22 protein-coding genes and 3 pseudogenes are annotated in these 23,714 nt (G+C 43.2%); 7 read left to right on the top strand and 18 right to left on the bottom strand.

Annotated features, from left to right (window positions below; translation table 11 throughout):
* Positions 1 to 155: 155 nt before the first annotated feature.
* The 3 genes and pseudogenes from R7190_RS31345 to R7190_RS03400 form a co-directional block, all read right to left on the bottom strand.
* A pseudogene (locus R7190_RS31345) lies at positions 156 to 509 on the bottom strand (methyl-accepting chemotaxis protein); the annotation flags it as partial.
* 180 nt (positions 510 to 689) lie between these two features.
* Positions 690 to 1,376, bottom strand: a pseudogene (locus R7190_RS31340) (PAS domain-containing protein); the annotation flags it as partial.
* A 507-nt stretch (positions 1,377 to 1,883) separates the two neighbouring features.
* The gene (locus R7190_RS03400) at positions 1,884 to 2,057 is read right to left on the bottom strand and encodes a hypothetical protein (RefSeq protein WP_153294768.1); all 174 of its coding nucleotides are present in this window, start codon (positions 2,055 to 2,057) and stop codon (positions 1,884 to 1,886) included.
* 179 nt (positions 2,058 to 2,236) lie between these two features.
* Between R7190_RS03400 and R7190_RS03395 the strand changes: the two genes are divergently transcribed.
* On the top strand, positions 2,237 to 2,677 hold the full coding sequence (locus R7190_RS03395) for a phosphate-starvation-inducible PsiE family protein (protein ID WP_005375731.1): 441 nt from the start codon (positions 2,237 to 2,239) through the stop codon (positions 2,675 to 2,677).
* 419 nt (positions 2,678 to 3,096) lie between these two features.
* Here the strand turns inward: R7190_RS03395 and R7190_RS03390 are convergent, their stop codons facing one another.
* Together R7190_RS03390 and R7190_RS03385 are read right to left on the bottom strand one after the other, a co-directional pair.
* Positions 3,097 to 3,705, bottom strand: a complete 609-nt coding sequence (locus tag R7190_RS03390) for a MarC family protein (RefSeq protein WP_017635732.1) — start codon at positions 3,703 to 3,705, stop codon at positions 3,097 to 3,099.
* A 279-nt stretch (positions 3,706 to 3,984) separates the two neighbouring features.
* On the bottom strand, positions 3,985 to 4,410 hold the full coding sequence (locus tag R7190_RS03385) for a TraR/DksA C4-type zinc finger protein (protein WP_064354628.1): 426 nt from the start codon (positions 4,408 to 4,410) through the stop codon (positions 3,985 to 3,987).
* Between the two features lie 190 nt (positions 4,411 to 4,600).
* Between R7190_RS03385 and zigA the strand changes: the two genes are divergently transcribed.
* Positions 4,601 to 5,800 (top strand): zinc metallochaperone GTPase ZigA, encoded by a 1,200-nt coding sequence (zigA, locus tag R7190_RS03380; RefSeq protein ID WP_005375723.1) that lies wholly within the window; start codon positions 4,601 to 4,603, stop codon positions 5,798 to 5,800.
* A 147-nt stretch (positions 5,801 to 5,947) separates the two neighbouring features.
* Here zigA and R7190_RS03375 read toward each other — a convergent pair whose 3' ends face one another.
* Together R7190_RS03375 and R7190_RS03365 are read right to left on the bottom strand one after the other, a co-directional pair.
* A complete protein-coding gene (locus R7190_RS03375; RefSeq protein WP_053303729.1) occupies positions 5,948 to 7,162 on the bottom strand; it encodes a CobW family GTP-binding protein in 1,215 nt (404 codons plus the stop codon).
* Positions 7,163 to 7,685: 523 nt separating this feature from the next.
* Positions 7,686 to 8,945, bottom strand: a complete 1,260-nt coding sequence (locus R7190_RS03365) for a peptidoglycan DD-metalloendopeptidase family protein (protein WP_054579012.1) — start codon at positions 8,943 to 8,945, stop codon at positions 7,686 to 7,688.
* A gap of 147 nt (positions 8,946 to 9,092) precedes the next feature.
* Here R7190_RS03365 and R7190_RS03360 point away from each other — a divergent pair, with 147 nt between their 5' ends.
* On the top strand, positions 9,093 to 9,965 hold the full coding sequence (locus R7190_RS03360) for an aspartoacylase (protein ID WP_064354625.1): 873 nt from the start codon (positions 9,093 to 9,095) through the stop codon (positions 9,963 to 9,965).
* 207 nt (positions 9,966 to 10,172) lie between these two features.
* On the opposite strand, the gene R7190_RS03355 is transcribed toward R7190_RS03360, so the two are convergent.
* The 6 genes from R7190_RS03355 to R7190_RS03330 form a co-directional block, all read right to left on the bottom strand.
* Positions 10,173 to 11,186 carry a CobW family GTP-binding protein gene (locus R7190_RS03355; protein ID WP_005375717.1) on the bottom strand — a complete coding sequence of 338 codons (1,014 nt, stop codon included), beginning with the start codon at positions 11,184 to 11,186 and terminating at the stop codon, positions 10,173 to 10,175.
* Complete coding sequence (locus R7190_RS03350; RefSeq protein ID WP_017635738.1) at positions 11,176 to 11,736, bottom strand: carbonate dehydratase; 561 nt, start codon at positions 11,734 to 11,736, stop codon at positions 11,176 to 11,178. The genes R7190_RS03355 and R7190_RS03350 overlap by 11 nt, the downstream gene beginning before the upstream one ends.
* A 44-nt stretch (positions 11,737 to 11,780) precedes the next feature.
* Positions 11,781 to 13,115: a dihydroorotase gene (locus R7190_RS03345; RefSeq protein ID WP_047104476.1), complete on the bottom strand. Its 1,335-nt coding sequence runs from the start codon at positions 13,113 to 13,115 to the stop codon at positions 11,781 to 11,783.
* An 82-nt stretch (positions 13,116 to 13,197) separates the two neighbouring features.
* Positions 13,198 to 13,668, bottom strand: a complete 471-nt coding sequence (locus R7190_RS03340; protein WP_258490091.1) for a Fur family transcriptional regulator — start codon at positions 13,666 to 13,668, stop codon at positions 13,198 to 13,200.
* A gap of 4 nt (positions 13,669 to 13,672) precedes the next feature.
* Positions 13,673 to 14,341 (bottom strand): DUF1826 domain-containing protein, encoded by a 669-nt coding sequence (locus R7190_RS03335; RefSeq protein WP_017635741.1) that lies wholly within the window; start codon positions 14,339 to 14,341, stop codon positions 13,673 to 13,675.
* A gap of 338 nt (positions 14,342 to 14,679) precedes the next feature.
* Positions 14,680 to 15,474, bottom strand: coding sequence for an AraC family transcriptional regulator (locus R7190_RS03330; protein ID WP_258490089.1), 795 nt, complete (start codon positions 15,472 to 15,474; stop codon positions 14,680 to 14,682).
* Between the two features lie 122 nt (positions 15,475 to 15,596).
* On the opposite strand from R7190_RS03330, the gene R7190_RS03325 reads away from it, so the two are divergent.
* The gene (locus tag R7190_RS03325; protein ID WP_258490088.1) at positions 15,597 to 16,403 is read left to right on the top strand and encodes a sulfite exporter TauE/SafE family protein; all 807 of its coding nucleotides are present in this window, start codon (positions 15,597 to 15,599) and stop codon (positions 16,401 to 16,403) included.
* 119 nt (positions 16,404 to 16,522) lie between these two features.
* Here the strand turns inward: R7190_RS03325 and R7190_RS03320 are convergent, their stop codons facing one another.
* The 4 genes from R7190_RS03320 to R7190_RS03305 all read right to left on the bottom strand — a co-directional run bounded on the left by R7190_RS03320 (position 16,523) and on the right by R7190_RS03305 (position 20,389).
* The gene (locus tag R7190_RS03320; protein ID WP_132936369.1) at positions 16,523 to 17,548 is read right to left on the bottom strand and encodes an alpha/beta hydrolase family protein; all 1,026 of its coding nucleotides are present in this window, start codon (positions 17,546 to 17,548) and stop codon (positions 16,523 to 16,525) included.
* 407 nt (positions 17,549 to 17,955) lie between these two features.
* Positions 17,956 to 18,258: a hypothetical protein gene (locus R7190_RS03315; protein WP_054579645.1), complete on the bottom strand. Its 303-nt coding sequence runs from the start codon at positions 18,256 to 18,258 to the stop codon at positions 17,956 to 17,958.
* Between the two features lie 205 nt (positions 18,259 to 18,463).
* Positions 18,464 to 19,402, bottom strand: coding sequence for an alpha/beta hydrolase (locus R7190_RS03310; protein WP_017635745.1), 939 nt, complete (start codon positions 19,400 to 19,402; stop codon positions 18,464 to 18,466).
* A 72-nt stretch (positions 19,403 to 19,474) separates the two neighbouring features.
* Positions 19,475 to 20,389, bottom strand: a complete 915-nt coding sequence (locus R7190_RS03305; protein ID WP_182038368.1) for an alpha/beta hydrolase — start codon at positions 20,387 to 20,389, stop codon at positions 19,475 to 19,477.
* Between the two features lie 128 nt (positions 20,390 to 20,517).
* Between R7190_RS03305 and R7190_RS03300 the strand changes: the two genes are divergently transcribed.
* Positions 20,518 to 21,447, top strand: a complete 930-nt coding sequence (locus R7190_RS03300; RefSeq protein WP_115386707.1) for a LysR family transcriptional regulator — start codon at positions 20,518 to 20,520, stop codon at positions 21,445 to 21,447.
* Positions 21,448 to 21,515: 68 nt separating this feature from the next.
* On the opposite strand, the gene R7190_RS03295 is transcribed toward R7190_RS03300, so the two are convergent.
* Positions 21,516 to 22,709 (bottom strand): acetate/propionate family kinase, encoded by a 1,194-nt coding sequence (locus tag R7190_RS03295; protein WP_005375697.1) that lies wholly within the window; start codon positions 22,707 to 22,709, stop codon positions 21,516 to 21,518.
* Between the two features lie 363 nt (positions 22,710 to 23,072).
* On the opposite strand from R7190_RS03295, the pseudogene R7190_RS31335 reads away from it, so the two are divergent.
* A pseudogene (locus R7190_RS31335) lies at positions 23,073 to 23,393 on the top strand (GGDEF domain-containing protein); the annotation flags it as partial.
* A 125-nt stretch (positions 23,394 to 23,518) separates the two neighbouring features.
* Positions 23,519 to 23,695, top strand: a complete 177-nt coding sequence (locus R7190_RS31330; RefSeq protein WP_373921230.1) for an EAL domain-containing protein — start codon at positions 23,519 to 23,521, stop codon at positions 23,693 to 23,695.
* Positions 23,696 to 23,714 lie beyond the last annotated feature (19 nt).

Raw genomic sequence — 23,714 nt, 5'->3', positions numbered from 1 at the left:
TAAAACCTGTACCGGGTGTCGAACTACCTCCCCTTCAAAACGCTTAACTTGACTGCGGCAGGAGTAGTATTGCGACTTCAGCGCTCCTCAATACAGGTTGAATAAGGCGAATTGCTTTTTACCCATCGCCCCTACAATGAAAACTTATTGATTAACTACAACGAGCGGTTAAATTGCTCCACGGCCTCTACAACACGGCTAGCGCCATCTTGTATTTCATTCATCACATTGCCTGCTTTTTCAGAGAGCTCTAGCGTATCTAGTGCTTCTTTTTGGCATTTAGCGATCAGCTTAACTGCGTTATCTGTTCGCTGTAGGTTTTCACTGACCATTGTGACAATTTCATCGGTGGTTGCATTGGTTCTTGTAGCAAGCTGTCTGACTTCATCAGCAACAACGGCAAAACCTCTACCATGCTCACCCGCACGAGCCGCTTCTATCGCCGCATTTAACGCCAATAAGTTAGTTTGGTCAGCGATACCACTGATGCTATTTACCAACTCGCTAATACGCGATGAGTGCGCTTTAAGCTCGTCAATCGCGGTGTTCGCTTGCTGCATTTGCTCGGAAAGTATCTGCATCTTTTCTAACGTTGAGCCTATAACCTCTTGCCCTTGCAGGGTTTGTGTTCCAGTTTCTTGGGAGATTTCGTTCGCCAATTGCGCAGCCTGGGCCATTTTCTGTTCCTGCATCACCTGCTGGGTAATATCTGTCGCGAACTTAACGACCTTGTAGAGCTCTCCTCTGTCGTTATGGATAGGGTTATATGAAGCCTCTAGCCACACCTCTTCACCATAACGGTTAACTCGTTTGAATCGCTCTGATGAAAATTGCCCTTTTGCTAAACGTTGCCAAAACTCACGGTAAGCTTGAGAGCTCGACTCTTCCTGATCACAAAACATGCGATGATGCTTCCCTAGAATCTGATCAAGCGTATAACCCATTGTGTTTAGGAAATTATCGTTGGCTTTTAAAACATGGCCATCTAATGTGAACTCAATCACCGCCATAGAACGACTTAATGCATTTAGCATGTCCTCTTGCTCACGGGATGATTTGATCGTTCGCGTAAGTTCAGAAGCAAAAACAAAAAAGCTTTCTACTTCTCTGCGCTCATTTAAAACAGGCTGGATAATCGTTCTTAACCAGGCTTCCTCACCATTACCTTTCTGTACTTGCAATGCCCCATTCCAGAACACTTTATCTTGGACGGCTTTCTTCATTCGATGAAAGTGGTCTGTATTGCGCGAATTTGACGGTACCAATTCAGTAATTGATTTCTTTAAGATCTCATCATCATGTAAGAAAAGTTCTTGCTGTAGTTTGGTATTTGCAGAAGTAATGAGGCCTTTACTATCCAATGTTAAGCGGATCATCTCTTCATCTAAACTGGTTTGGATTTGCTGCAGGATTTGCAACTCCTGCTTTAATCGTTGATTTTCTTGTTGAAGCGACTTATTAAAAAACATGACTTTCTCTCATTTGACCGACCTTCGGATTAGTCAAAGGTTTATTATTTGTATACCGAATAAACTGCAAGCGGCAAAATCGTTTGGTTGCATATTCAAACGCGATTTCTATTTCTTATCAAAGGACCCCGCAGGGAATACGGCGATTTTTTCTCCAGTGTAACCTAAGCGCAGTATACTGAAATTTCTTCAGCACCCAAGTTGTTTATATATTTATCAATATTAAAGCTCTTTATCGCCAATTTGAGGTTTGTATTTGTGGATATACTTATATGGAGAAGTGGTGTGTTCAGATCAATAAGCCTTTTCATTTAAAAAAAGGGCCTTGACTTAGTTCCAATAATTTTCGCCGTTTTACCGCTTTTCCACCCGACTTTTGAGCGATTACCCACTCCTTATTCGCTTGTATTTCTATTAACAACGCACGGAGGAACCAGCAACAAGCGCATCGATTTGCCCAGTATCAATACGTTGTGGTATCCGCTCATTCAGTTTGCCGTGAAGGTGATGAATCACCACCTCACCAGTCGACTCGTCACGATCAGAAATGAGGCAATGAGGTAATGAGGTAATGAGGTAATAACGCATGACACCAGAGATTACATTATGTGTCCAACATTGTGCCCACTCCTAAGTTTCATAACTTCCTTCCCTCGGACGCTTCTATCTCTCACCACAGCAACTATGCTTTAAACGACATGTATTCAATTGTCTAGCTTCAACATATGAAGGTTAAGTGAACATAAACAAGCGAAGGAAACAGGGCCATGGAAGTCGATAAAAATGATAAGTTAACAAAAAAATTACAGATAGTGATTCATTGGTCTGTAAGAGTATTGTCGATAGTTATGTTGTTTGTAATCGTCATGGGTGTGATAGATGTTGCATGGACGATATATCAAAAACTTATCACGCCACCTAAACTCATTCTGACGATTTCAGATATGCTAGCCACTTTTGGTGCTTTTATGGCCGTTTTAATTGCTATTGAAATTTTCATCAATATAACTATTTACCTGAGAGAAAATGTTATTCATGTAAAAATCGTCATGGCCACCGCGCTGATGGCAATCTCCCGAAAGGTCATTATTATAGACTTTGAAACCTTGTCTCCAATGTACCTGATTGGAATTGCGGCTGTAGTTCTTAGTATGAGTCTTGGTTACTGGCTGATCCATAAACTGCCCAATAAGAGCCATACTGAATAAACTTCTCAGCCTCCCGAATTTTCAGATACTCTCAAGGCATGAAAAAGTCTTGTCTTGGCACGTTGGAAGCTAATAAATTCCTCCATGCTAGGCTCTATATACTGCGAGACTACAAGATTATAGAGTAGTGCCTAGGCGGAGAAATTATCGATATTATTTTCTAGCAGCTAATCTTTGAGTATTGGCAAAGCTCAATGGGGCAAGTGTTGCTCCAGTTCCCCATCTGATTTATACCCTCAACATCTATGTATTTTAATTTAAACTTTTCCGTGATCCTCTTAAACAAGGTCGTCACGAATAGCCTGAAGGATTACATCCGGCTAAAAGTAACCGCCAGAAAAGTGATTGTCAGGTGGTCGGTCATCTCGCCGTAAAATTAGCTCTTAACGCATACCTTCAGCTCAGTTTGCGAAAAAGCCTTAAAGGTCAAAGTAACTTTCAATCCCATTCAGAGTGTTGGTCGTGGCCACAGCGGCTAATATCAACCCCATGATCCGACTTACAGCACTAGCTCCTGTATTCCCAATAATCCTGTGTATGCCGCTGGCCATTAATAGCAAGATATAAACAACCAATAGTACCAGCAGCATCATAGCCACTGTCTGGACTTGCTCCCAAATATTAAACCGCACGTTCTCTGTGAGTAAAACGGCGGCTAATATTGCGCCAGGGCTAGCAATTGATGGAATGGCTAGAGGAAAAACTGCTGTATCATGATGACTATTGAGCGTTCTGATTTCTTCTGCTGGTTTACTCTCACCAAATATCATAGTCAAAGCAAACAAGAACAATACGATACCGCCCGAGATTTGAAACGCAGACAAGGGAATACGCATTGCTGTAAGTATGATTTCACCAGCAACAACAAAAAACAGTAGGATAGCAGCGGAGAATAGAGTCGCAAAAAGAGCGACCTTACGCTTTGCCACTTCTTCATAGCTTTTTGTGGCTGCGATAAAAACGGGCACAGTACCTATGGGATCGATGACAGCAAAGAAAAAGATAAAAGTTGCCACAAAGTCAATCATGCTACTTTCTCCAGTACCAATTTAGCTTTAAGGATAGAAGATCAGCTTGAAGTAGCAGAGAAAATGTTTGACGCTAACATAGCGAGAGCTCATTCAGAAAAACAAAAATGGTGCGTTATTTACAATACAGAACTTACTTCTATCCTATCGATAACTATTAATATCTCAAAGGTAATGACTACCATACCTAACGGTAGTCGCCATCGCTTTAGACTTCTCAGAGAACATCAAAAAAACAAGTGAACGAGAAGAATATCGACGTCATAAGATAGTGAGGCTTTAGTGTTTATACCAGTGCTCTTTTGACTCCATTTGAGCTTTTACTTCTGCACTATATTCAGCAGTAGGTCGTGCCAATAACCTTGGAATGCCGATAGGTTCTCCGGACTCTAAACAATAGCCATACTCCCCTGCGCGCAAGCGAGCCAACGATCGTTGAATCTTAGGTAACAGCTTTTGCTCTCTATCTATGATTCTTAATGCGATTGCAGATTGCTCCTCACTGGACGCCCTATCGCTTTCGTCACTGAATTCCATTGGCGCAATCATCTCTTCTTTCGCGCGTTCAATATGCGCTAACGTCAATTCATAAAGCTCAAATAATCGGTTTTCAAAAAACGCGAGCTGAGCTTCATTCATATAATCCGCCTCGGGCGCTGCAAGAATTTCTTCTTCTGTCATGACATGCTTTTTCTCTTCGTTCATAGAACCTCCACACCGAGATAAGAGTTCGATCTCTAAATTCCGGACATCTGAACCTGTGCAACTAAACGACAAATAAAGCCGCCAATAAGGTGCAGTGCTCGACACACTCACAAACTGCTTGATGCCAGAGTTAAGATCACCGACTATATTAATTGTTATATTATAACATTACACTATAAAGAGCATGAGCATGAACACCCAGAAACTCCCTGTTACGGTTTTGTCCGGCTTTCTAGGCGCAGGAAAAACAACCGTTTTAAGTCATATTCTTAACAATAGACAAGGCAGAAAAGTCGCGGTCATCGTCAACGACATGAGCGAAGTCAACATCGATGCAGCGACCGTTCAGAATGAAGTTTCTCTCAACCACAGTGAAGAAAAGTTGGTTGAAATGAGTAACGGTTGCATCTGTTGTACCCTGCGTGAAGATCTGCTTGAAGAAGTCACTAAACTCGCGCAAGAAGGCAGATTCGATTACTTAGTTATCGAGTCCACTGGCATCGCCGAGCCACTTCCCGTTGCAGAGACTTTTACGTTTGCTGATGAAAACGGGCTATCACTTTCAGACGTTGCACGTTTAGACACCATGGTTACGGTGGTTGATGCGATTAACTTTCTGCGTGATTACGATGAAGCTAAGTTCTTAACAGAGACAGCCGAATCATTAGGTGAAGACGATGAACGCAGCGTTGCTGACTTACTCGTTGATCAAGTAGAGTTCGCTGACGTTATCTTGATAAGTAAAACCGACCTTGCTGAGAAATCAGAAATCGAAAGGCTTCTTGCGATTCTTAAAACTCTTAATACATCGGCCACTATTCTTCCTATCTCGAATGGTGAAGTAGAACTTGATGCGGTACTCGACACACAAAGCTTCAGTTTTGAAAAGGCACAACAAGCCCCAGGTTGGTTGAAGGAAATGCGAGGCGAGCACATACCGGAAACCGAAGAATACGGCATTTCCAGCTTTGCCTATCATGCGAGACGCCCTTTCCATCCAGAGAAGTTTTACGACTTCCTCCACAATGCGAAAGATTACGGCAAACTGATTCGTTCCAAGGGTTACTTTTGGCTAGCAACCAGACCAGAGTTTGTCGGTCAATGGAGCCAAGCGGGAGGCATCGCACGTTATGGTGTTGCGGGTATGTTTTGGAAAGCGATTCCGAAGGAGGAATGGCCGACGGATCAAGATTACCTAGATGCTATAAACGACATTTGGCAAGAACCATACGGCGATATGCGACAAGAATTGGTGTTTATTGGTCAGGGATTAGAGCAAGAGAAATTGATTGCTCGTCTTAACGAATGCTTGTTAACAGAAGATGAGATGGAGCAAGGGCTCGACTATTGGTTATCTCTGGAAGACCCTTTCCCTGAATGGGAACAGTAAACGACTGAGATACAAAAAGCCTCCCACCATTCGGGAGGCTTTTTCGTTACACAGAGCCAATTTTGGTATACCGAGCCAATTCAGTAAGTCCGTTCTCGAAACAACCCGAGATTCAAACATGTAGCGAGGGAATCCTCACCAGTGCATTCAAACCGTCTTCTTCTGGCTCAACTTAGCTATTTTCTTTGGCCAAGGATCTTCAAATGTTGCCCCTTGTTGCCATTGCTCCAATTCCACATCCGTTAAAAAGCAGTTTTCCAGCGCATCAATAAACACATCGACTTCGTTTTCTTGCCCAATCACCGTTAAGCGACAACGACGATCACCAAAGCGGCTTTCAACGCTGTCTATCTTATCTTGTAGGATTTGACGATGTTCCTCTGTGAAGTTTTGCGATTCGTCATTGATTACCGAAGCGCGCCAAAAGCCTGTAATTTCAAGCCCCACATTGCCGTTTGCTTGGCTCCAAAGTAGTGAAACATCGTCTCGAGTTGGGAACCAAAAGAACCCCTTACTGCGGAACACACCTTTAGTTAAATACTGATGGCAGGTATTCCACAAACGCGCAGGATGAAAAGGTCGATCATCTTTGATCACTTTGGCGACAAGGCTTTGTTCGTCTTTATCAGAGAGATTCAACGGCTCATTCGCCGTCTCACGAAGTTCTGCGGTTAACTGCTCAACGAGGAAGAAATTGTAGTCTTGCTCACCTTTCAACATGCGGATATCTAAGTTTCCCCATGACGTTTTGATTATCTCGGTGTAAACATTAAGCGGGTGAATCGCCTGCGCGATGTTGCGAACGGTATTGTCGTCCACTTTGTCCGTCTTGGTGAGCATGATACGGTTTGAGAACATGATTTGCTCTACCAACAAGTTTTCAACGCCGCGAACACCCTGCTGCACGTTCTCCTGCCACTTAGGGATTAAGGCAGAACCTTGTCGATAGTCATCTCGCAACCAAGTCGCATCCACCAACGTAATTACGTCTTTGAGTGCGAATTGTGCGTTACTTTTGAAGTACTCGACCAAAGGTAAAGGATGACTACTGCCCGACGTTTCAATCACAACCCATTCTGGCGATTTTTCTGCGCAGAGCTTTTTAAGGGCTTTATCGAGCTGCTTTACACCACTCAGGCTGCTGATGCTGTCTCCACTGATCGTAACAAAGTTGCCCTGCTCTTCACTCACCGCATCGGTATTTAAGATAAGCACGCCATCGACGTCTAACTCACTCATGTCATTAACAATAACGGACAGATCAATACCAGAAGAATCGGCTTGTTGAAGAATGTTGCGTAAAAACGTGGTTTTCCCGGACCCGAGAAACCCATGCAAAATGGTGACTGGAATTGATGGCATACTTTTGACCTACAAACTCTGGATGAACGCATGTTATAACATAACGTCTTAGTGAGTTATAGAAGGAATCCAATTGCTGTCTTAGACGCAAAACTTAAGAATCGGTAAAGATCACAGGGGCTGATTTCTCAGAACTCTCCTTCGTTTCTCATCACGTTTCATCACCAGCAAAGGTCTGACTATTGATAAAAATAATAAGTGGTTACAAAACGACCATTGCTTTGTTTATAAAATTGGAGAAAGATGACAATACAGCGATTTATAGGAGGTGGTGTTATGACTTTAGTTCTTACCGTTCTTATTTTCCTAAGTTGTATTGCGATGCTCGCGATTGGTGTGATGTTTTCACGTAGGCCGATCAAAGGCGGAGGTTGTTGCAAAGTGTCCGATGTTGCGGATGTGGGCGCACGTAAAAGAAAAAATCGCAGTCATTATTCTTCTAGGAACACATATTGACACTCACCTATTGCTCCAACCTCACAACACAAAATAGCATAACTGAGCCCTAACAAATTGTCGGGAGTCAGTTTTTCGTTTCTACTAGATAATCAAACTCTGATACTCGCGCCAAAAACGAAGGTTTCTGGATGTTAGGAAGCGACTTCGCGATAGGTAAGTCGGCTTTCATTGCATCAACCGGACGATTACGAACTAAAACTTCAAAATGTAAATGTGGTCCGGTTGAACGACCAGTATTCCCAGAGAGGGCTATTTTTTGCCCACGCTTTATAACTTGACCTTTTTTAACCAAGATTTTATTCAAGTGTAGGTAACGAGTTTTGTACACACTGTTATGTTCAATCACTAAATAATTACCGGCATAAGGGTGCTTGCGGACCGCAATTACTTTTCCATCCCCAGTAGAATAAACTGGCGCACCGATTGGTGTCGCGAAATCCGTTCCGTTATGCGGGGTGACTCTTCCCGTCACTGGGTGTTTACGCTTAGGGTTAAACCCAGAGGTGATTCGGCGGTATGCCCTATCGACAGGATAACGGTTAAACGCTCGCTCCAAACTGTTACCAGCTCTATCATAGAACCGTCCATCCTCGGCTAGAAATGCAGCGACTTCGCCCCTCGCTAAGTTAAAAGAAATAGCCTTAATCTCACTATTGCCAGTTTTGTGTTCACCTAAATATTGCTGTTTCACTAATATATCGAAACGGTCACCGGCTCTAAGAGATCGCGCAAAATCAATCTTATCTTTCATCACCTGCGTAATATTTGCGACGTGGCCTGATGCCAATCCTACTCGATGTGCCGAGACTGAAAAACTCCCTTTGATTTCTCCCGAAAATAAGGTTTCACGCCATTCCCCTGAAATTTCCTGAAATTCGTAAGAGAAGGAGCCATCGTTTTCTCTAGTGTAGATAGCCTTCTCTACAAGGCTCATATGATAAATTAGTCGACTCAATTGCCCCATGTCATCCATCACTAATTCAAGCTCTTCTCCGGGCTGAATCATATCTAGCTGGAGGTGATCAAGATCAACTGAGAGAATTTGCTGCAAAATACCGTAAGGGAGACCCAATTGAGCGAAGATACCACTGAGCGTATCTCCCACTTTAACTATATAGTGTATTTGTTTAGGTTTAGGCAACGGAGTCAAACTGACATCTGAGGGAACCACTATCTTTGATGATGGAGGTGGTGACGAATCACTGCTTTGATTCAGTTGAACGCTGTGACTATCTTGATTTGGCTCATCCTCTGTAGGTAGAAGCAAAGCGACCGAAAAACAAAACACAGCAACGATTAAAGCAATAAATTTAAACTGACTCATGAGAAACTAAGTATCAATAACAATGATTGTTATGTTATAACATATCTAGGATTATTTTTACTCAGTTTAGTAAACGTTTATTCAGTTCACTGGATTGGCTAAGAGAAGACCAGTCATTCACCCCATTCTCTTTGAGAAGGCTCAATAATGAACACATTCAATTCAGCACTTATCGTTGCAGGAACACACGGAAACGAACTTTCTGGTATTTATTTACATAAACTAATCAAAGAAAAACGTTACTCTGTCAATAGATCAACCTTTTCAGCCTGCTCGATCATCGCAAACTCCGAAGCAGTAAAACACAACGTCCGATACATCGATACAGACTTAAATCGCGAGTTCTCAGCAATGAATAGCAATCATTGTCCTGATTTGCATGAAAGCAAGATTGCACATCAATTTATCGAGAAATATGCAAACCAAGAAAAACTGTTGATTGTTGACCTGCACAATACAACAAGCAATATGGGAGCGACGTTGATTTTGCTTTCTAACGATGTGTTTTATCGGAAACTGGGCGCGTACGTCAAACAACGAATGCCATCAGCACATGTCCTTTTCGAAGAGCGAAAAGAATGGCAAGAGCAACCTTACCTTTGTACTGCTGGGCAATATGGAATAATGATTGAGGTCGGGGCGCAAGCACATGGTGCGCTAGAGTACAGTACGTTGGAGTTGATGAAACAGATGCTTACCGCAGTATTGGACTATGTTGAAAAGCACAACCTCAACCAAATAGGCTTACTGAGCGATTATGAGGCATTTTTTTACACCGAAGAAATCAGGATTCCACTTGATCAAGAGGGTATGCGGCAAGCACTAGTACACCCTACTATTTGTGGCAGAGATTTTGAGGCGGTCAAACCAGGAGCACCTTTATTAGCGACTTTCGCTGGTTATGATATCCATTGGAATGGCAAAGGGGAAATTTACCCGCACTTTATCAATGAGAGCGCCTACAGTACCGCAAATATAGCAATGGCCCTCGCTAAAAAAAGACGTGTTTCTTCCGGGTAACTTAAAGCAAGTAATTAGGCCACGTGTAACGTGGATACCTCACACCATGAATAAAACTGTGCCTGAACCGCATAGGCAGAAAATACGGGTACTAACCCCACCCTAATACGGCAGCATAAGTGCCCTAAGCGCAGCTTTAAAAGAAACCCCACTAGAATTTTAAGGAGGTAAGACATTATGGTTAAAAGGAGAGTTTTCTCTTTTCTATCATGATGCCTTCTCCAAACATCGAAATAATCTATCTTCAAATTGGTCATCTAGACCGGAAGAGATCAGTTCTAGGCGGCTTTCTGAACACTCGTCTAGTTCAAACTCTGTGAGTCCATCTGATGTTAGATTGTAACCAAAAATACCGCTTCCCGTGATAAAAACCGCTTTCATTCGTTCGACCTTGAGGTCGAGCAGCAATAATCTCAGCTTTTGATGATCGAACACGTTTTCAGCGGATATACGCCAACCGATACTGTAGAAACCTTCCCCCTGATTGGTTGCTTTTAGAATGCCGCTCTCAGGCATAGGCAACTCAGGAACAAGTGACTTTTTCTCTCTTTCACGATAAAGAACAGAGGGCGTTTTTTGCACGTCAATACGAGTCGCTCCCCCACATTCATGAAAAGGGATAGCGCCATGTTCAGCGAAAATCACTTTTGTTTCCCGCAGACCGAGCTTTGCTATATAAGCCGTCAGCTTTTGCTCATCTTCATCTTGATAGAGATCGCGCTTATTACCTACCACTGTATCTGCGATAGTGATTTGCTGGTTAAACGTTTCATGCTCAGTGTACTTAGGATCCGATAGTTTACGTGCATCGACTAAAGTAATGTTTTTTTGCAAAGCGAGAATTTGACGATAATACTCGGTCGATAGCACTTGCAGTACTTCTTTAGGATGACCAAGACCTGTAGGCTCAATCAACAATCGATCTGGCCTTGCTTCAGACAATAATTGATTTAAAGCGATTTGCATCGGAAGACCTGCTGCACAGCACATACATCCCCCGGGGACCTCTCGAATAAACACTTGGTCTTGTTGTTTTTTTTGGCCTTGTAACAAGCTGCCATCAATACCAACTTCGCCAAATTCATTGACCAATACAGCCCAACGTTCATGGCTAGGTTTATGGGTCAATAAGTGCATTATTGCCGATGTTTTCCCCACCCCGAGAAAGCCAGTGATGATGTTAGTCGGCACTCGCGAAATCAGTGGCTTATTAAAGTTCATTGGCAATTCTCCGGTAGCCTTGGACTAGTTCATGGTTGGCAGAAACGACGGATTCGGAAAAAGCTGAATATTCTGGCGGCACTTTAGAGATACTCTCTAAATCAAAACCGACACCAATATTGGTCATCGGTGGTACATGGAAATAAGCGGGTAAATCGAGGCCATCGACGACACAGTTATGACGAATAACACACCTCTCACCGATGACGCTATTGAACACGACGGAGTTGAAGCCAATGAAAACATCATCACAAACCTGGCAAAGACCATGAATAATCGAACGATGAGCAATGGATGAGCGCTCACCAATGGTCACCGCAGCCCCTGCCTTAGAGTGAATTACGACACCATCTTGGATATTGGTGTCACGTTTGATGACGATAGCTTCCATGTCTCCATGGTTATTAACTTCGTCAGCTCGAATAACAGCATAGGGTCCAATAAAAACGTTATCCTCAATAATGACTTTGCCACAGATAATAGCGGTTGGATCGATAAAGGCTGTTGAGGACACCTGTGGCATATGGCCCGTTGGGTTTCTTCTTAACATAATGCTTCCAGTTTGTTTATGGCTCTTTTTTAACGGTCAGCGACTTAACGATTGAAGGATAAACGCATCGCTCCAGCTGGTTTATCGATGACTTTGTTATTGGCATAAACTAGCGCGCCATTGACCCAAGTCTTTTGAATTTGAGCTGAAAATTCATGTCCAGCAAAAGGCGACCAACCACAGTGATATAAACTGTTTTCGTTGCTAACTCGTGTTGGGGTATGAGCATCAACCAACACCAAATCGGCGTAGTAACCTTCACGAATAAAACCTCGGCCTTGAATGCCATAGCGAATGGCCGGGTTGTGCGCAGTTTTTTCGACTACTTGAGTCAAACTCATATGACCTAAACGGACATGCTCGAAGAGAGTAAGTAACGCATGCTGAACTAACGGCAGTCCGGCTGGAGCCTGCTCGTAAGGCACTTGTTTTTCTTGCCAAGTGTGAGGAGCGTGATCTGTTGCAATGATATCTATTTGCCCCGTATTTAACGCTTTTAACAACGCATCGCGGTCACTAGGAAACTTGATTGAAGGATTACATTTGATCAAATTACCAAGAGCGCCATAATCTTTGTTGCTGAACCAAAGATGGTGAACACAAGCCTCCGCGGTGATTGATTTATCTCGAATGTCTCCCTCGTCAAAAAGTGCTAGCTCCTTCGCCGTTGTGATGTGCAGCACATGCAGTTGGCTGTGATACTTTTTGGCAAGTTCTACCGCATAAGAAGATGAAGCGTAACAGGCCTCTTCGTCACGCAAAATGGGATGGTCTTCGATAGTGAAACCTGGCTTCTTAAGCCTTTGCTTTTGCTGGTTTTGTTTAATAACAGTCCCACTTTCACAATGAGTAACAATGAGTACTGGAGAGTCACGAAAAATTGACTCTAACGCTTGCGGATCTTCGACTAACAAATTTCCTGTTGATGCCCCCATAAATACTTTCACACCACAATGTTGTTTGGGGTTAAGTTGTTTAATCTGTTCAAGATTGTCTTCGGTTGCACCGAGGTAGAAAGAATAATTCGCAAACGAGCTTTCTTTAGCGAGAGCGAACTTGCGCTCTAACGAGTCAATAGTCGTTGTAGCCGGACTAACATTGGGCATTTCCATGTAGCTTGTAATACCGCCGGCTACCGCTGCCCGCGACTCGCTTGCAATTGTGCCTTTATGTGTCAACCCAGGTTCTCGGAAATGCACTTGATCGTCAATCATGCCTGGCAGTAAATAAGCCCCTTTAGCATCAATTACAATATCTCCGTGTTGTACGGATATATTAGTAGCAATCTTGTCAATTCGTTGATCAACAATACGTAAATCTGTTTCGGTAATGGCTCCTTCGTTAACCACCCGAGCGTTTTTAATCAATGTTGCTGACATAATTCATTCTTTTAGATAATTTGAAAAGGTGGCCAATACTCGGTCACCTTGTGAAGCTATAAGGGGAGATCGTGTGTCTGCCTCATAGGGGGCGGTTTGCGCATTCATCGCAAACACAGGAAATCTCAAATTGTGGGCTAAGAACGGTGAAGCCTTCTTGTATGGCTTTCGCACATACGCTAGAAATAACATTGGCTTCAACCGCTATTTCACTAACCTTTCCACACTGAGAGCAAATCACAAACTGTGGAACGCCATGCTTCTGATCGCACGCGATTTGAGAACAAACGACGTATTTACTAGATGTATTGAGCTTATGGACAAAGTGCTCTGCTTCAAGGAAATCGAGTATTCGATAAACCGACATCGCTTGAATGTTTTGAGAAAAGTTGTGATTGCAGTAGTCAACTAGTTCGTAGGCAGAAAGCGGCTTCTCCGCATATAGCAGTGAAGTCAGTATCAATTTCCGTTTAGTAGTGAGTTGTTTACCTCGCAGCAGGCAGATTTTCTCTACCTGCTTCATGACGTCATCTACCGTTTTGAGCTTTCTCATATCTCTAGATGAAATCCAATGTGAGTAGTAAGCGACGTTCATTGTCTGCAACATGTGGAGAGCGATGTATAAGTCCAGTGGCTTCATTGCCTTCCCAACCACTTCCTTTGAGCAGGGCAACATCGCCAGGCTGCATTCGTCGTATTGCACTTTCAGAGTCGTATAAGCCCGATAGGTGATCAGGTTGACCGAGACTACCGGCACCGAGTTTAGTGCGATCAATGGTATCGTTGGTTAACCATTCGGTCGCTCGGCCGGTATAAGTTATGACAAGTCTGCAAGGCACACGATCAAAGTGAAATTTCGGGCACATCGGGCTGTCTAGGCGAGTTAGTCTCAAACCTGCTTCTTTAACCTCAAACAAACAGCAGAACATATCGACGATTAAAGCAACATCTTCACTCAGCGCATCAGCACACGCATAGCCCTCTAACTTGCTTCGTACCCATTGTGCAGCATCATCTGGCGTGACACTTTGTACCAGTGCCAATCTAGGCTCCTGAGCCAGCATCAGATTAATGTCCTTCGTCAACTCTTTCGAGAGCGTTCGCTGCCATATGGCAATATTGTGCTCTGGTTTGTAGATGTCGCTAAGTATGTTCGCTGATGTCGATATCGCCAACGATGATGTTTTTTGGACACGAAGCGGGTTCTCAACTACATCAATGCTCATATATCTTCCTCCCAAGCGTTAAAAAGGTCAGGTAAAGGTTTTAATAACGTTGATTTTCTAGGGCTATGAGACCTAGTAATCGTTACGATTTCGCTCTAGTTCACGGACATATTGACACAGTCCCACCCCATGTAGAGTCAAGTCAGACAGCGCTTGTGAAGAAATCAACGTTTACTCTCCTCAATAGGAGACTACTGGTTGTGAGATCAATTCTTTAAACAACAAATTGTAGAGCCCCAAACAAGGCAATGTTATAACATAACAATTAATCTTTTCAATATTTACCTTTTTTGATTAAAGATAATTAGGGGAACATCATGAGCATGCGAGCACGGAAATTATATTCCGCGATTAGAAAAGTAACGCGTGGGTGAATCGCCATAGACCCGACGAAACATCGCAATAAAGTTACTGGGCGTCGAATAACCTAAAGCATGTGCAATATCTCCCACCGATTCCCCTCGAGCTATCATTTCTAATGAATGTATTAGCAGTACTTGTTGCCGCCATTCACTAAAACTCATGTTTAACTCACTTCGAATCAATCGTCTTAACGTCCGAGATGAGACTGCCCCAATATTGGCCCAATGCTCTACAGAATGCTTGCTGTTTGGGTCTATTAAAATTGCTTGAGTAACTTTTTGCAGTCTCGGATCTCTGGGCAGTGGGATGTGGAGTGACTCATGAGGGCTATTGACGATTTCATCGGATATTACGGCGAGAATACGTAAAGACTGTATGGATAGATCGTCTGTTTTGCTCCATATCGATGCCCTAACCAATAGGGCTTTCAACACATCGCTCATTTGGATAACACAAGGTCTCATTGGAAACCGCTCACAACTCTCTGGAGTAAACAGTAATGAACTACCTTTCAGAGAACCACAAAAATAAACACTGTGCATCGCACCCGGGGGGATCCAACCAGCTCGGTGAGGTGGTAGTATCCACGTTCCTTCATCGGTTTTTACCTGTATTAGCCCTTCATCTATACACAGTAACTGGCCTCGATGATGACTGTGCCAATTATGTGGCCGTTGATCCAAATGGTTGAAGTCGCTCCTTTCATGCTGCCACTCCTTAGCGATCAGTGCGGCGCCATTTTTCCATTCGCTGTAATCAGAGTTTGTCACTTTATTTACTCAATTCCATTTTGGCCATTATTCATTATTTTCTGTCCTCTTAACGTTACCATAGCAAGTTAGCGTTCGAGTAACATTTTAGCAACGATCATTTTATCGAAGGCAGAACCATCATGAACGAACCTATCTTTATTATCTATTACATTACAGCAGGCTTGGGCATTGGCTTTCTCGCTGGACTCGTTGGTGTGGGTGGTGGTGGAATGGCCGTCCCTATTTTTGCGTTTCTATTTTCACTACAGGGAATAGCTGATACGGAAGTAGTGCATCTTGCGTTAGGGACATCAATGGCTTCGATGATTATTACAACATTGGGCAGCATGCGCGCTCACTACAAAAAAGAGAATGTAGACTCGACAATGGTAGGAAAAATGTTGAGCGGAGTTCTAGTCGGAACATTTTGCGCCACATTCGTAGCATCGTATCTACAAGGAGTTTATCTGGCAGGCTTTTTCAGCGTATTCATGTTGTATGTTGCTTATAAGATGTTTCTCAACACTGAAAATGAGTACAACCCTAACCCACATGGGGCTATCGGTAATATCACTGTAAGCTCGGTGATTGGCTCTGTATCAGCACTTGTCTCTATAAGCGGTGCGGGGTTGATCATCCCCTATCTTGTCCAGCAAAATTTTGAGGTAAAACGTGCTATTGGTACCTCTGCTGCGATAGGTTTCCCTATCGCGCTGTCAGGAAGCCTCGGTTACATGTTAAACGGATGGGGAAACACAGATTGGAACAACTTAGTATTAGGATACATATACCTTCCTGCAATGCTCAGCTTCTCCATTAGTAGCTACTTAACTACTAGCCTCGGCGTGCGTTGTGCAGCGTATTTCCCAAATAAAGTTCTTAAGAAAATCGTTGGTATTTTGTGTGTTCTTCTAAGCTTTAAAATGCTGGGACAAGTACTTAATTAAGGCAAATAATACGGTCACTAGTATGTCTTGCAGTATGGTGGAGGGATAAGCCTGCACAAAACTTACTCCTCGCTTTGCTTACTCGAACAGACAATGTGTAAGAAAGTGTCACATTGTTGCTATTCTTGTGGCTTTGTTAGGCTAGTCAGAATTACATCCAAAATTTTCTGGTGATTGTCCTTTCTGGAAACCTCGTCACGCTCCTGGCAAAGTGCTTCCTCCCCTTCTGATGCGAGAATTTTAATGCCACGCTCAGTACATTCTGCGAACGCACTAAACTGACTCGCACTGGGGATCTCTTGAAACGTCACATTGGGAAGAGCAACAAGTGATTCGGCTGGTGTCAGTGCGGGATGTAGCCGATCAGAGAGCGCCACCACGGTGATAGCATTGTTCATCAAGGCCAGAGTTTCAGGGACAAAAGTTTTCGTTAGCTCAGGGTTGATAACGACGACCGATTTCAGTTTGTTTTCAGACTGAAATCGGGGGAATTTTTGATCCGGGATGCTGGTAATATCAACGTTATTTTCACGTAACCAATGACAGTCTACATTGGTGGCGTTGTGACACGATGTTCGATATTTCTCCGGGCTTATTTGCGCTCCGGAGAGCATCAGCATAGATGTGCCGCCCAGAAAAAAGCCGACCCCCTGCACTGCATCAGTATCTACGCCTCCGGACAGTATCCCGACCGAACTTAATTCGTTCAGCCCAAGCACCAAATCACTGGTTCTGAATGTGATTTCATCAACAGCCATTTCTGCATTGATTTCGTTCGGTGCAGGAGGCTTTGGTACCACAACGACATAACCTTGTTGCGCCAGGCTCGAGGCTATCCAACCACTGTGGGAAAACGCTGACCGTGTTCCGCCCTGCGACAAAAGCACAACGGGAAATTTTCCACTTGCTAAAGGGGCATCTAACTGCGTTTCGACTGATTTAAAAATGTTCCCCCTACCAAACGAGAAGTTGTTTTTTTCGTTCGTTGTGGGATACCAATAATAGACTTCCACAGGCTTGTCTCTGTCTTCACTGAATCCCGTTTTGACTGTTAGCGCAGAATGGTATTTCGGCTCATTCGTACTGGCGCTGACACTGACACATAATGTAGCGAGTAGAAAAGACATTATTATTTTGGTTTTCATTTTTCCCTCAGCCGGCAAACACATTCTTCTGCACGGCATCTGAAGATAACGAGCAGAAGAATATCCATATATTTTGCGAAACATAGCAATTAAGCTATTCATAGTCGAGGTAACCCAAAGAAAATGATAGACCGCTCCAGCTAGAGCCTTTCTTTTCAATAATTTTCTGCGGATATCCACCATGCAGAAGTTTGTACTTTACTCATTGTAAACGACTAATCATGGCCTCTTAAGGCAACATTAGAAAACCAACCGTATTCACAATCCATAACTCCATAACTCCATAACTCATAGTTACACCGATGTATATCTAAGTGAGCTGAAGCTTCATTGCCCATCCAGTGCCCTTTGCATTTTTATAGCAAGGTAGCCAAGCACCATTTTATTACGGACCATTGCTGCCCGCACTAACACTTTTGTTTTGTATCGTAACTGATTTGCTTACTGGCGTTCTTTAGTTGCACTCCTGCCTTATTAAATGCCTTTTGAATAGTTGTGGAAACATGCTGGCGGCCCTCTCCTTCAAAAAAGTTAGCTCGATCTTGCTTCGTTTCGAATACGCAGACTATTTCTAAACTTTGTGGAAAAGAAGAGAATTTGACGGTATGAGTCACCCAAAGAAAGCCATCGTAGCCTTTTAGCGTATCTTCACAAACTTCGGTCAACACTCCTCTAATTAGATTCTCGACCTTCTTATCTGATTTGCGCATAAATTAAACTTCATTCCTATCTAACGCCTTTAATTAGGTTTCAGTGTACATTGTCTTAAACAGTATTTGGCAGTGGTATTTAGTCAATAGCCTGTAGATGAGGTTATTCGCACGAAGATTTACCGACCTACTCGCTTCGAACTACATCTTACGCTGTTAAAAATAAGCGCTTTGCAACTCTACAAAACGCTTCTAACTTATTAGATTATTTTAAGTGTGTTTCAAGGAATGCTGAAACCTTGTCCATTGCAATGCCGACTGCTTCTGGATGGTCATACAGTTCATAGTGAGACCAGTTTTCCAAATTAACCAGCTGTCGGTCTTTTGATTGAACAGAGCGGCCATAAATTTCCTGCCCATCACGATAAGCACCAAACGCCCCGACTTTTTGCCCTACCACGGCCATAACAGGCTGAGTCAATAACGTTTCGGCAAATGCAAAGGCATCCCAGCTCAGTGTTTTCTGTGCATGTGAAAACAGCATACGAGTTGCACCACCTTCGGTTTGTCCACGTGATGTTTTGTAGTATTCAGTAGCTTCGAACACGTCTCGTTCTGTTAATCCATTTTCTTTTGCAAATTCAATATTTGGAGGAAGAAGTTCATCGATTTTCAGCTCTGAGCCGCGAGCTTCGGCTGTTCTCTGCGCAGCCATAGCTTCAAGATTGGCGATAGGGTCGTACATACTAAAGCCTTCACGGAACAAGCGACCTAAGTTAACAGGCGTAATACCTACGACAGCTTTCAAGCGCTTTTCGGTTAGGGCTGAATTGATCATGTAACCACCACCGCCGCAGATACCGAGTCCACCAATTCTATTCTCATCGACATAAGGTAAAGTCACTGCATAGTCGATAACGCGACTGATATCTTCAACACGTTGACTTGGGTCTTCTACGTAGCGAGGCAATCCCCCCGATTCTCCTTGGAAGCTCGCGTCAAATGCGATCACGACGTAACCTAACTCAGCAAGGGCTTTACCATAGACAGCGCTGGATGTTTGTTCTTTACAACTACCAAAAGGATGAACACTTATCATTGTTGGGTAGCGTTTCGATTCATTGAAGCCTTCTGGGAATAAAATTAATGCAGACATATCCCAAGACATATCAGCATTTCTAAAAGTGATTTTTTGCATATTCATAATCAATACCTTAAGAGTAAAAAGCCTTGAGAGCAGAAAGGCTCGAAGCAATTGAGCCTTTCATCGGGAATATTAAAGAGTGCGTTGGAAGAAAGATGCGAGTTGGGATACTGCGTCATCGACGTATTCGGCAACATCATAAAGCGACATATGGTTTGCACCATCAATGGCATACAAGGTTTTATCTGAACTCGCAGCACGTTCTATCAGGTCATCACTCATCCATTTGCTGCCTGCGTCACTACCAACGACAGCAAGAATTGGCTGAGTTAGGAATGCTTCCGCTTTGTGGTACGCATCGTAAGTAATGATCTGGTTTAAGTTACGAGTTAGAGCAAAGCCCGGCGCATTCGGATGTTCACAACGTGGTGTGTGGTAATACTCCCAAGCTTCGCGTAGCTCTGCATTTGAGGCATCTTCTTCACGCATCGGAGCTAGAGGAATAGTCGCGAATTCTGTACCATTCGTGTCGGTTGTGCGAGCATTCGAACCAAATTCTAAGTAATCAACAGCGTCAGCATCGTTAACCGAATTATCCCAACCATTACGGAACATTTGGCCAATGTTTACGGCACTAACCATACCCAGTGCTTTGATTCGACGATCATTGATCGCTGCATTTGCACTATAGCCCGCACCAGCACAAATCCCCATTGCGCCAATTTTATCGTTATCGACGTACTCTAACGTTGTCAGATAGTCGACGACTGCGCTCACGTCTTCAGTACTCGTGTAAGGGTTTTCCATTTGGCGAGGCTCACCTGTACTTTCACCTTGATACGAACGGTCAAACGCAATGGCAATTATGCCGCTTTTTGCAAGTTTACTCGCATATAGGCCTGCGGTTTGCTCTTTTACGCCACCACCTGGGTGTGAAACAACAACCGCCGCATATTGTTTACTTGCATCAAAATCTGTAGGGAAGTTGATAACCGCTGAAATCTCAATACCTTGACCATTGAGATTTTTGAAAGTGACTTTAGACATAGCGACATTCTCCATTAGAGGTTAACTGTTCATCTCAGGCTGACCTAAGCTTCGAGGTAATATTAGTCAACACACTGTTTCGGATAAATATCGTTTTATCTACATGACTGTTTAGTTATACTTAACAAATGAGAATAGAACCTTCTTTAATTTCATCACTGACGTGGTTTGCACATATTGCTCGCCATCGCAGTTTCACTAAAGCAGCCTTAGAAATGGGGATAACCCGTGCTGCCTTATCACAACACCTGAAAGCGTTAGAGCAACAGCTACAAGTTCGGTTAATCAATAGAACCACTAGAAGTATGTCGTTGACTCAAGAAGGCCAACGTCTGCTTGATATTTTGCAACCTTCATTGATGAACATTGAGCAGGTCGTTAACGAATTGAACGACTCTCATCTTGAGCCTTCGGGATTAATCCGTATCAGTGTATCAAGAACCGCTGCTCGGCTGCTTATTGAGCCCTATCTAGGTGAGTTCCTCTCTCGTTATCCTAAAATACGCCTAGAGCTAATCATGGATGATGGGTTTTCTAACATCGTCGCAGAAGGCGTTGACGCTGGCATTCGCTTAGGATTAAGCTTAGATGAACATATGGTTGCGGTCCCTATTACTCCGCCGTTAACAACGGCAATAGTGGGCTCTCCTGAATACTTTAGGCAAAATGGACTACCTCAAACTCCTGAGGATTTAGAAGGTCACAATTGCCTTGCTTATCGTTTTACCTCTAGCGGAACAATTGATCATTGGTCGCTAACCTCTCCAGATGTTGCAAAGCGCACCCTCGTTTTCGAGCCTAAAGGCAATGCTATTTTTAATGATGACTATAGTATGTTACAAGCTGCAATACAGGGTGTGGGTTTAGTGAAGCATATTGATTTATGGGTGGAAAAGCACATAAATGAGGGAAGATTGACCCGAGTTCTGACACCTTGGTGCAAAGAGTTTCCTGGGTTTTATTTATATATACCTTCACGAGAGCATATGCCGAAAAAAATCCGCGTCTTGATGGATTTTTTAATCGAAAAGCGCGAAGCTCTGAAACTCAAAGAGTAATTACCAAATTGCTTTAAGTAAAAAAGCGAGCACGAGGCTCGCTTTTAACTTTCTGTTTTCGTTATATATTACAATAGCTCAACCGATTGTTTAGCTATCACAAATTCCTCGTTAGTAGGAATAACAAGAGCTTTGGCACCTAATAACTCAGATGTTGCAATAACACCTGCGTTACCAAATCTTGCATCTTCGTTACCTTTCTCATCTTCAACAAAACCTAACAGTTTTAGGTTTTTCAAGATTTCACGACGAATTGGTAGTGAGTTTTCACCAATACCACCAGTGAAGATGATGCCGTCTAATGAATCCAGAGCCGCTAGGTAGGAAGTAATGTATTTCGCAACGCGGTAAGTGAAGATCTCAAATGCCAACTTCGCACGTGAATTCCCCGCTTCCATTGCTTCTAGTACGCCACGAGCATCACTTGTCACACCAGATACACCTAAGAAACCTGACTTCTTGTTCATCATCTCGAACACTTCGTCTTTTTCCCAGCCTTTACGGAAAAGGAACTCGATAACACTTGGATCAAGGTCACCACAGCGAGTGCCCATCATTAGGCCAGCTAACGGCGTCAAACCCATACTTGTATCAACACATTCGCCATTTTTAACCGCACTCACTGATGCACCGTTACCTAAGTGCACAGTGATAAAGCTGCTTTCTTCAACCGGCTTATCTAGCATTTTCGCTGCTTCACGGCTTACGTAGTAGTGGCTTGTACCGTGAGCACCGTAACGACGCACTTTATGCTCTTCGTAAAGCTCGTAAGGAAGTGCGTACATAAAGGCTTTGGCTGGCATTGTTTGGTGGAAAGCAGTGTCAAATACAGCAAATTGAGGCAGTGAAGGGAACGCCGCCATTGCCGCTCTCATGCCTTCAGCGTTCGCTTTGTTATGAAGTGGTGCAAGTTCAGCAAGGCGCTCTACTTCTTGAATAACTGTTTCATCAACTTTCACAGTTCCTTTAAAGGTTTCACCGCCTGCGACAATGCGATGGCCTACAGCGACAAATTTTGAGCTCAAACCTAGAGTATCGAGTAGTTTTACCACTCGCTCAACAGCGTACTGATGATGGTTGCCACCAGCTGGAATTGCTTCAACGGTTTTTTCTCCCTGATATTTCCAACTGATTTCAGCTTCAGGTAGGCCAAAACACTCACCAATACCTGATACCAAAGCTTCACCGGTTTCAGAATCAATAACAGCAAATTTTAATGAAGAGCTACCAGAGTTGATCACCAGTACAAACGAATTAGACATGAAATAGTTATCCTGTTGTAGAGCAGAGGTTGTAATAGCGCTTGTGCGCTGCGTACTTCTTGTTTGCCCCTCTATTATTCAATAATTTTTTAATCTTTCAACAATCTTTTAGTAAAACCGATTTGATTGAACAAATTTTGTTGATCTGTAGCAAGTTTTCATTTTATTTGAAGGCTAAAAGATATCACTTGTTAAAGATAATTTATGAATAGGTCAATTTGTACAAAGTCAGATATATAAGATACGTTGTTTATTGGGTGAACAAAAATAACAAACCAATCAATAAATCGGGGTAATAATGTGCCCACTATTGCATTTCTATTAGTGATCTTAGGTTCGATTTTGCTCTGCTGGGGATGGCAGATGACAAAAAACATCTGCTCGAAAACTGACGTAACCGGGTGGACTTTCCTATTATTGTTAATCAGCTGTTTCATTTTTGCTTATGCCGTTTTTTTGCACGCCATCATGCAAAAACCTATTGCTTCTCTCTTAGAAACGGGGGTTTCTCTTATACTTTTTGGCGGCAGTATCTTTGTCGTGCTGGTGATTAAGTGGAGCAACGATTCGATATTCGAGCTTCATACCGTTGCTGAAAGAGAGAAGCGCAATGCTGTCCATGACGCTCTTACTGGGCTCCCTAATCGTAAATACTGCTTTGAGTCTATCGAAGACATGACACAACCTGAAGGCCAATGACTGATTCAAATTATGAGATAACCTCAAAAACGTCGAAAGATTGATAATACGTTTCAAGGTAAGCTGGTTAATTTCTTTTCACAGCAAGCCGCACTGAAGGCTCCCGCTCTATCGTTGAGAACACGATTGCGTTAGCACATGGATTAGGGTATTCGGTCGTAGCAGAAGGCGTTCAAGACATGGACACACTGCATTTTTTGAGAAGTCGAGGCTGTGACATCATTCAGGGTTACTTGTTCTGCCCTGCCCTTAGACGAAGTAATAAGTTGGGTAAACAAACACGATGAAAAGCAAAACCGTATTAGA

This window comes from Vibrio sp. 1078-1 (genome assembly GCF_033340475.1).
Note: the sequence above shows the minus strand (reverse complement) of the source record. Positions and strands in the feature narration are given on the sequence as shown.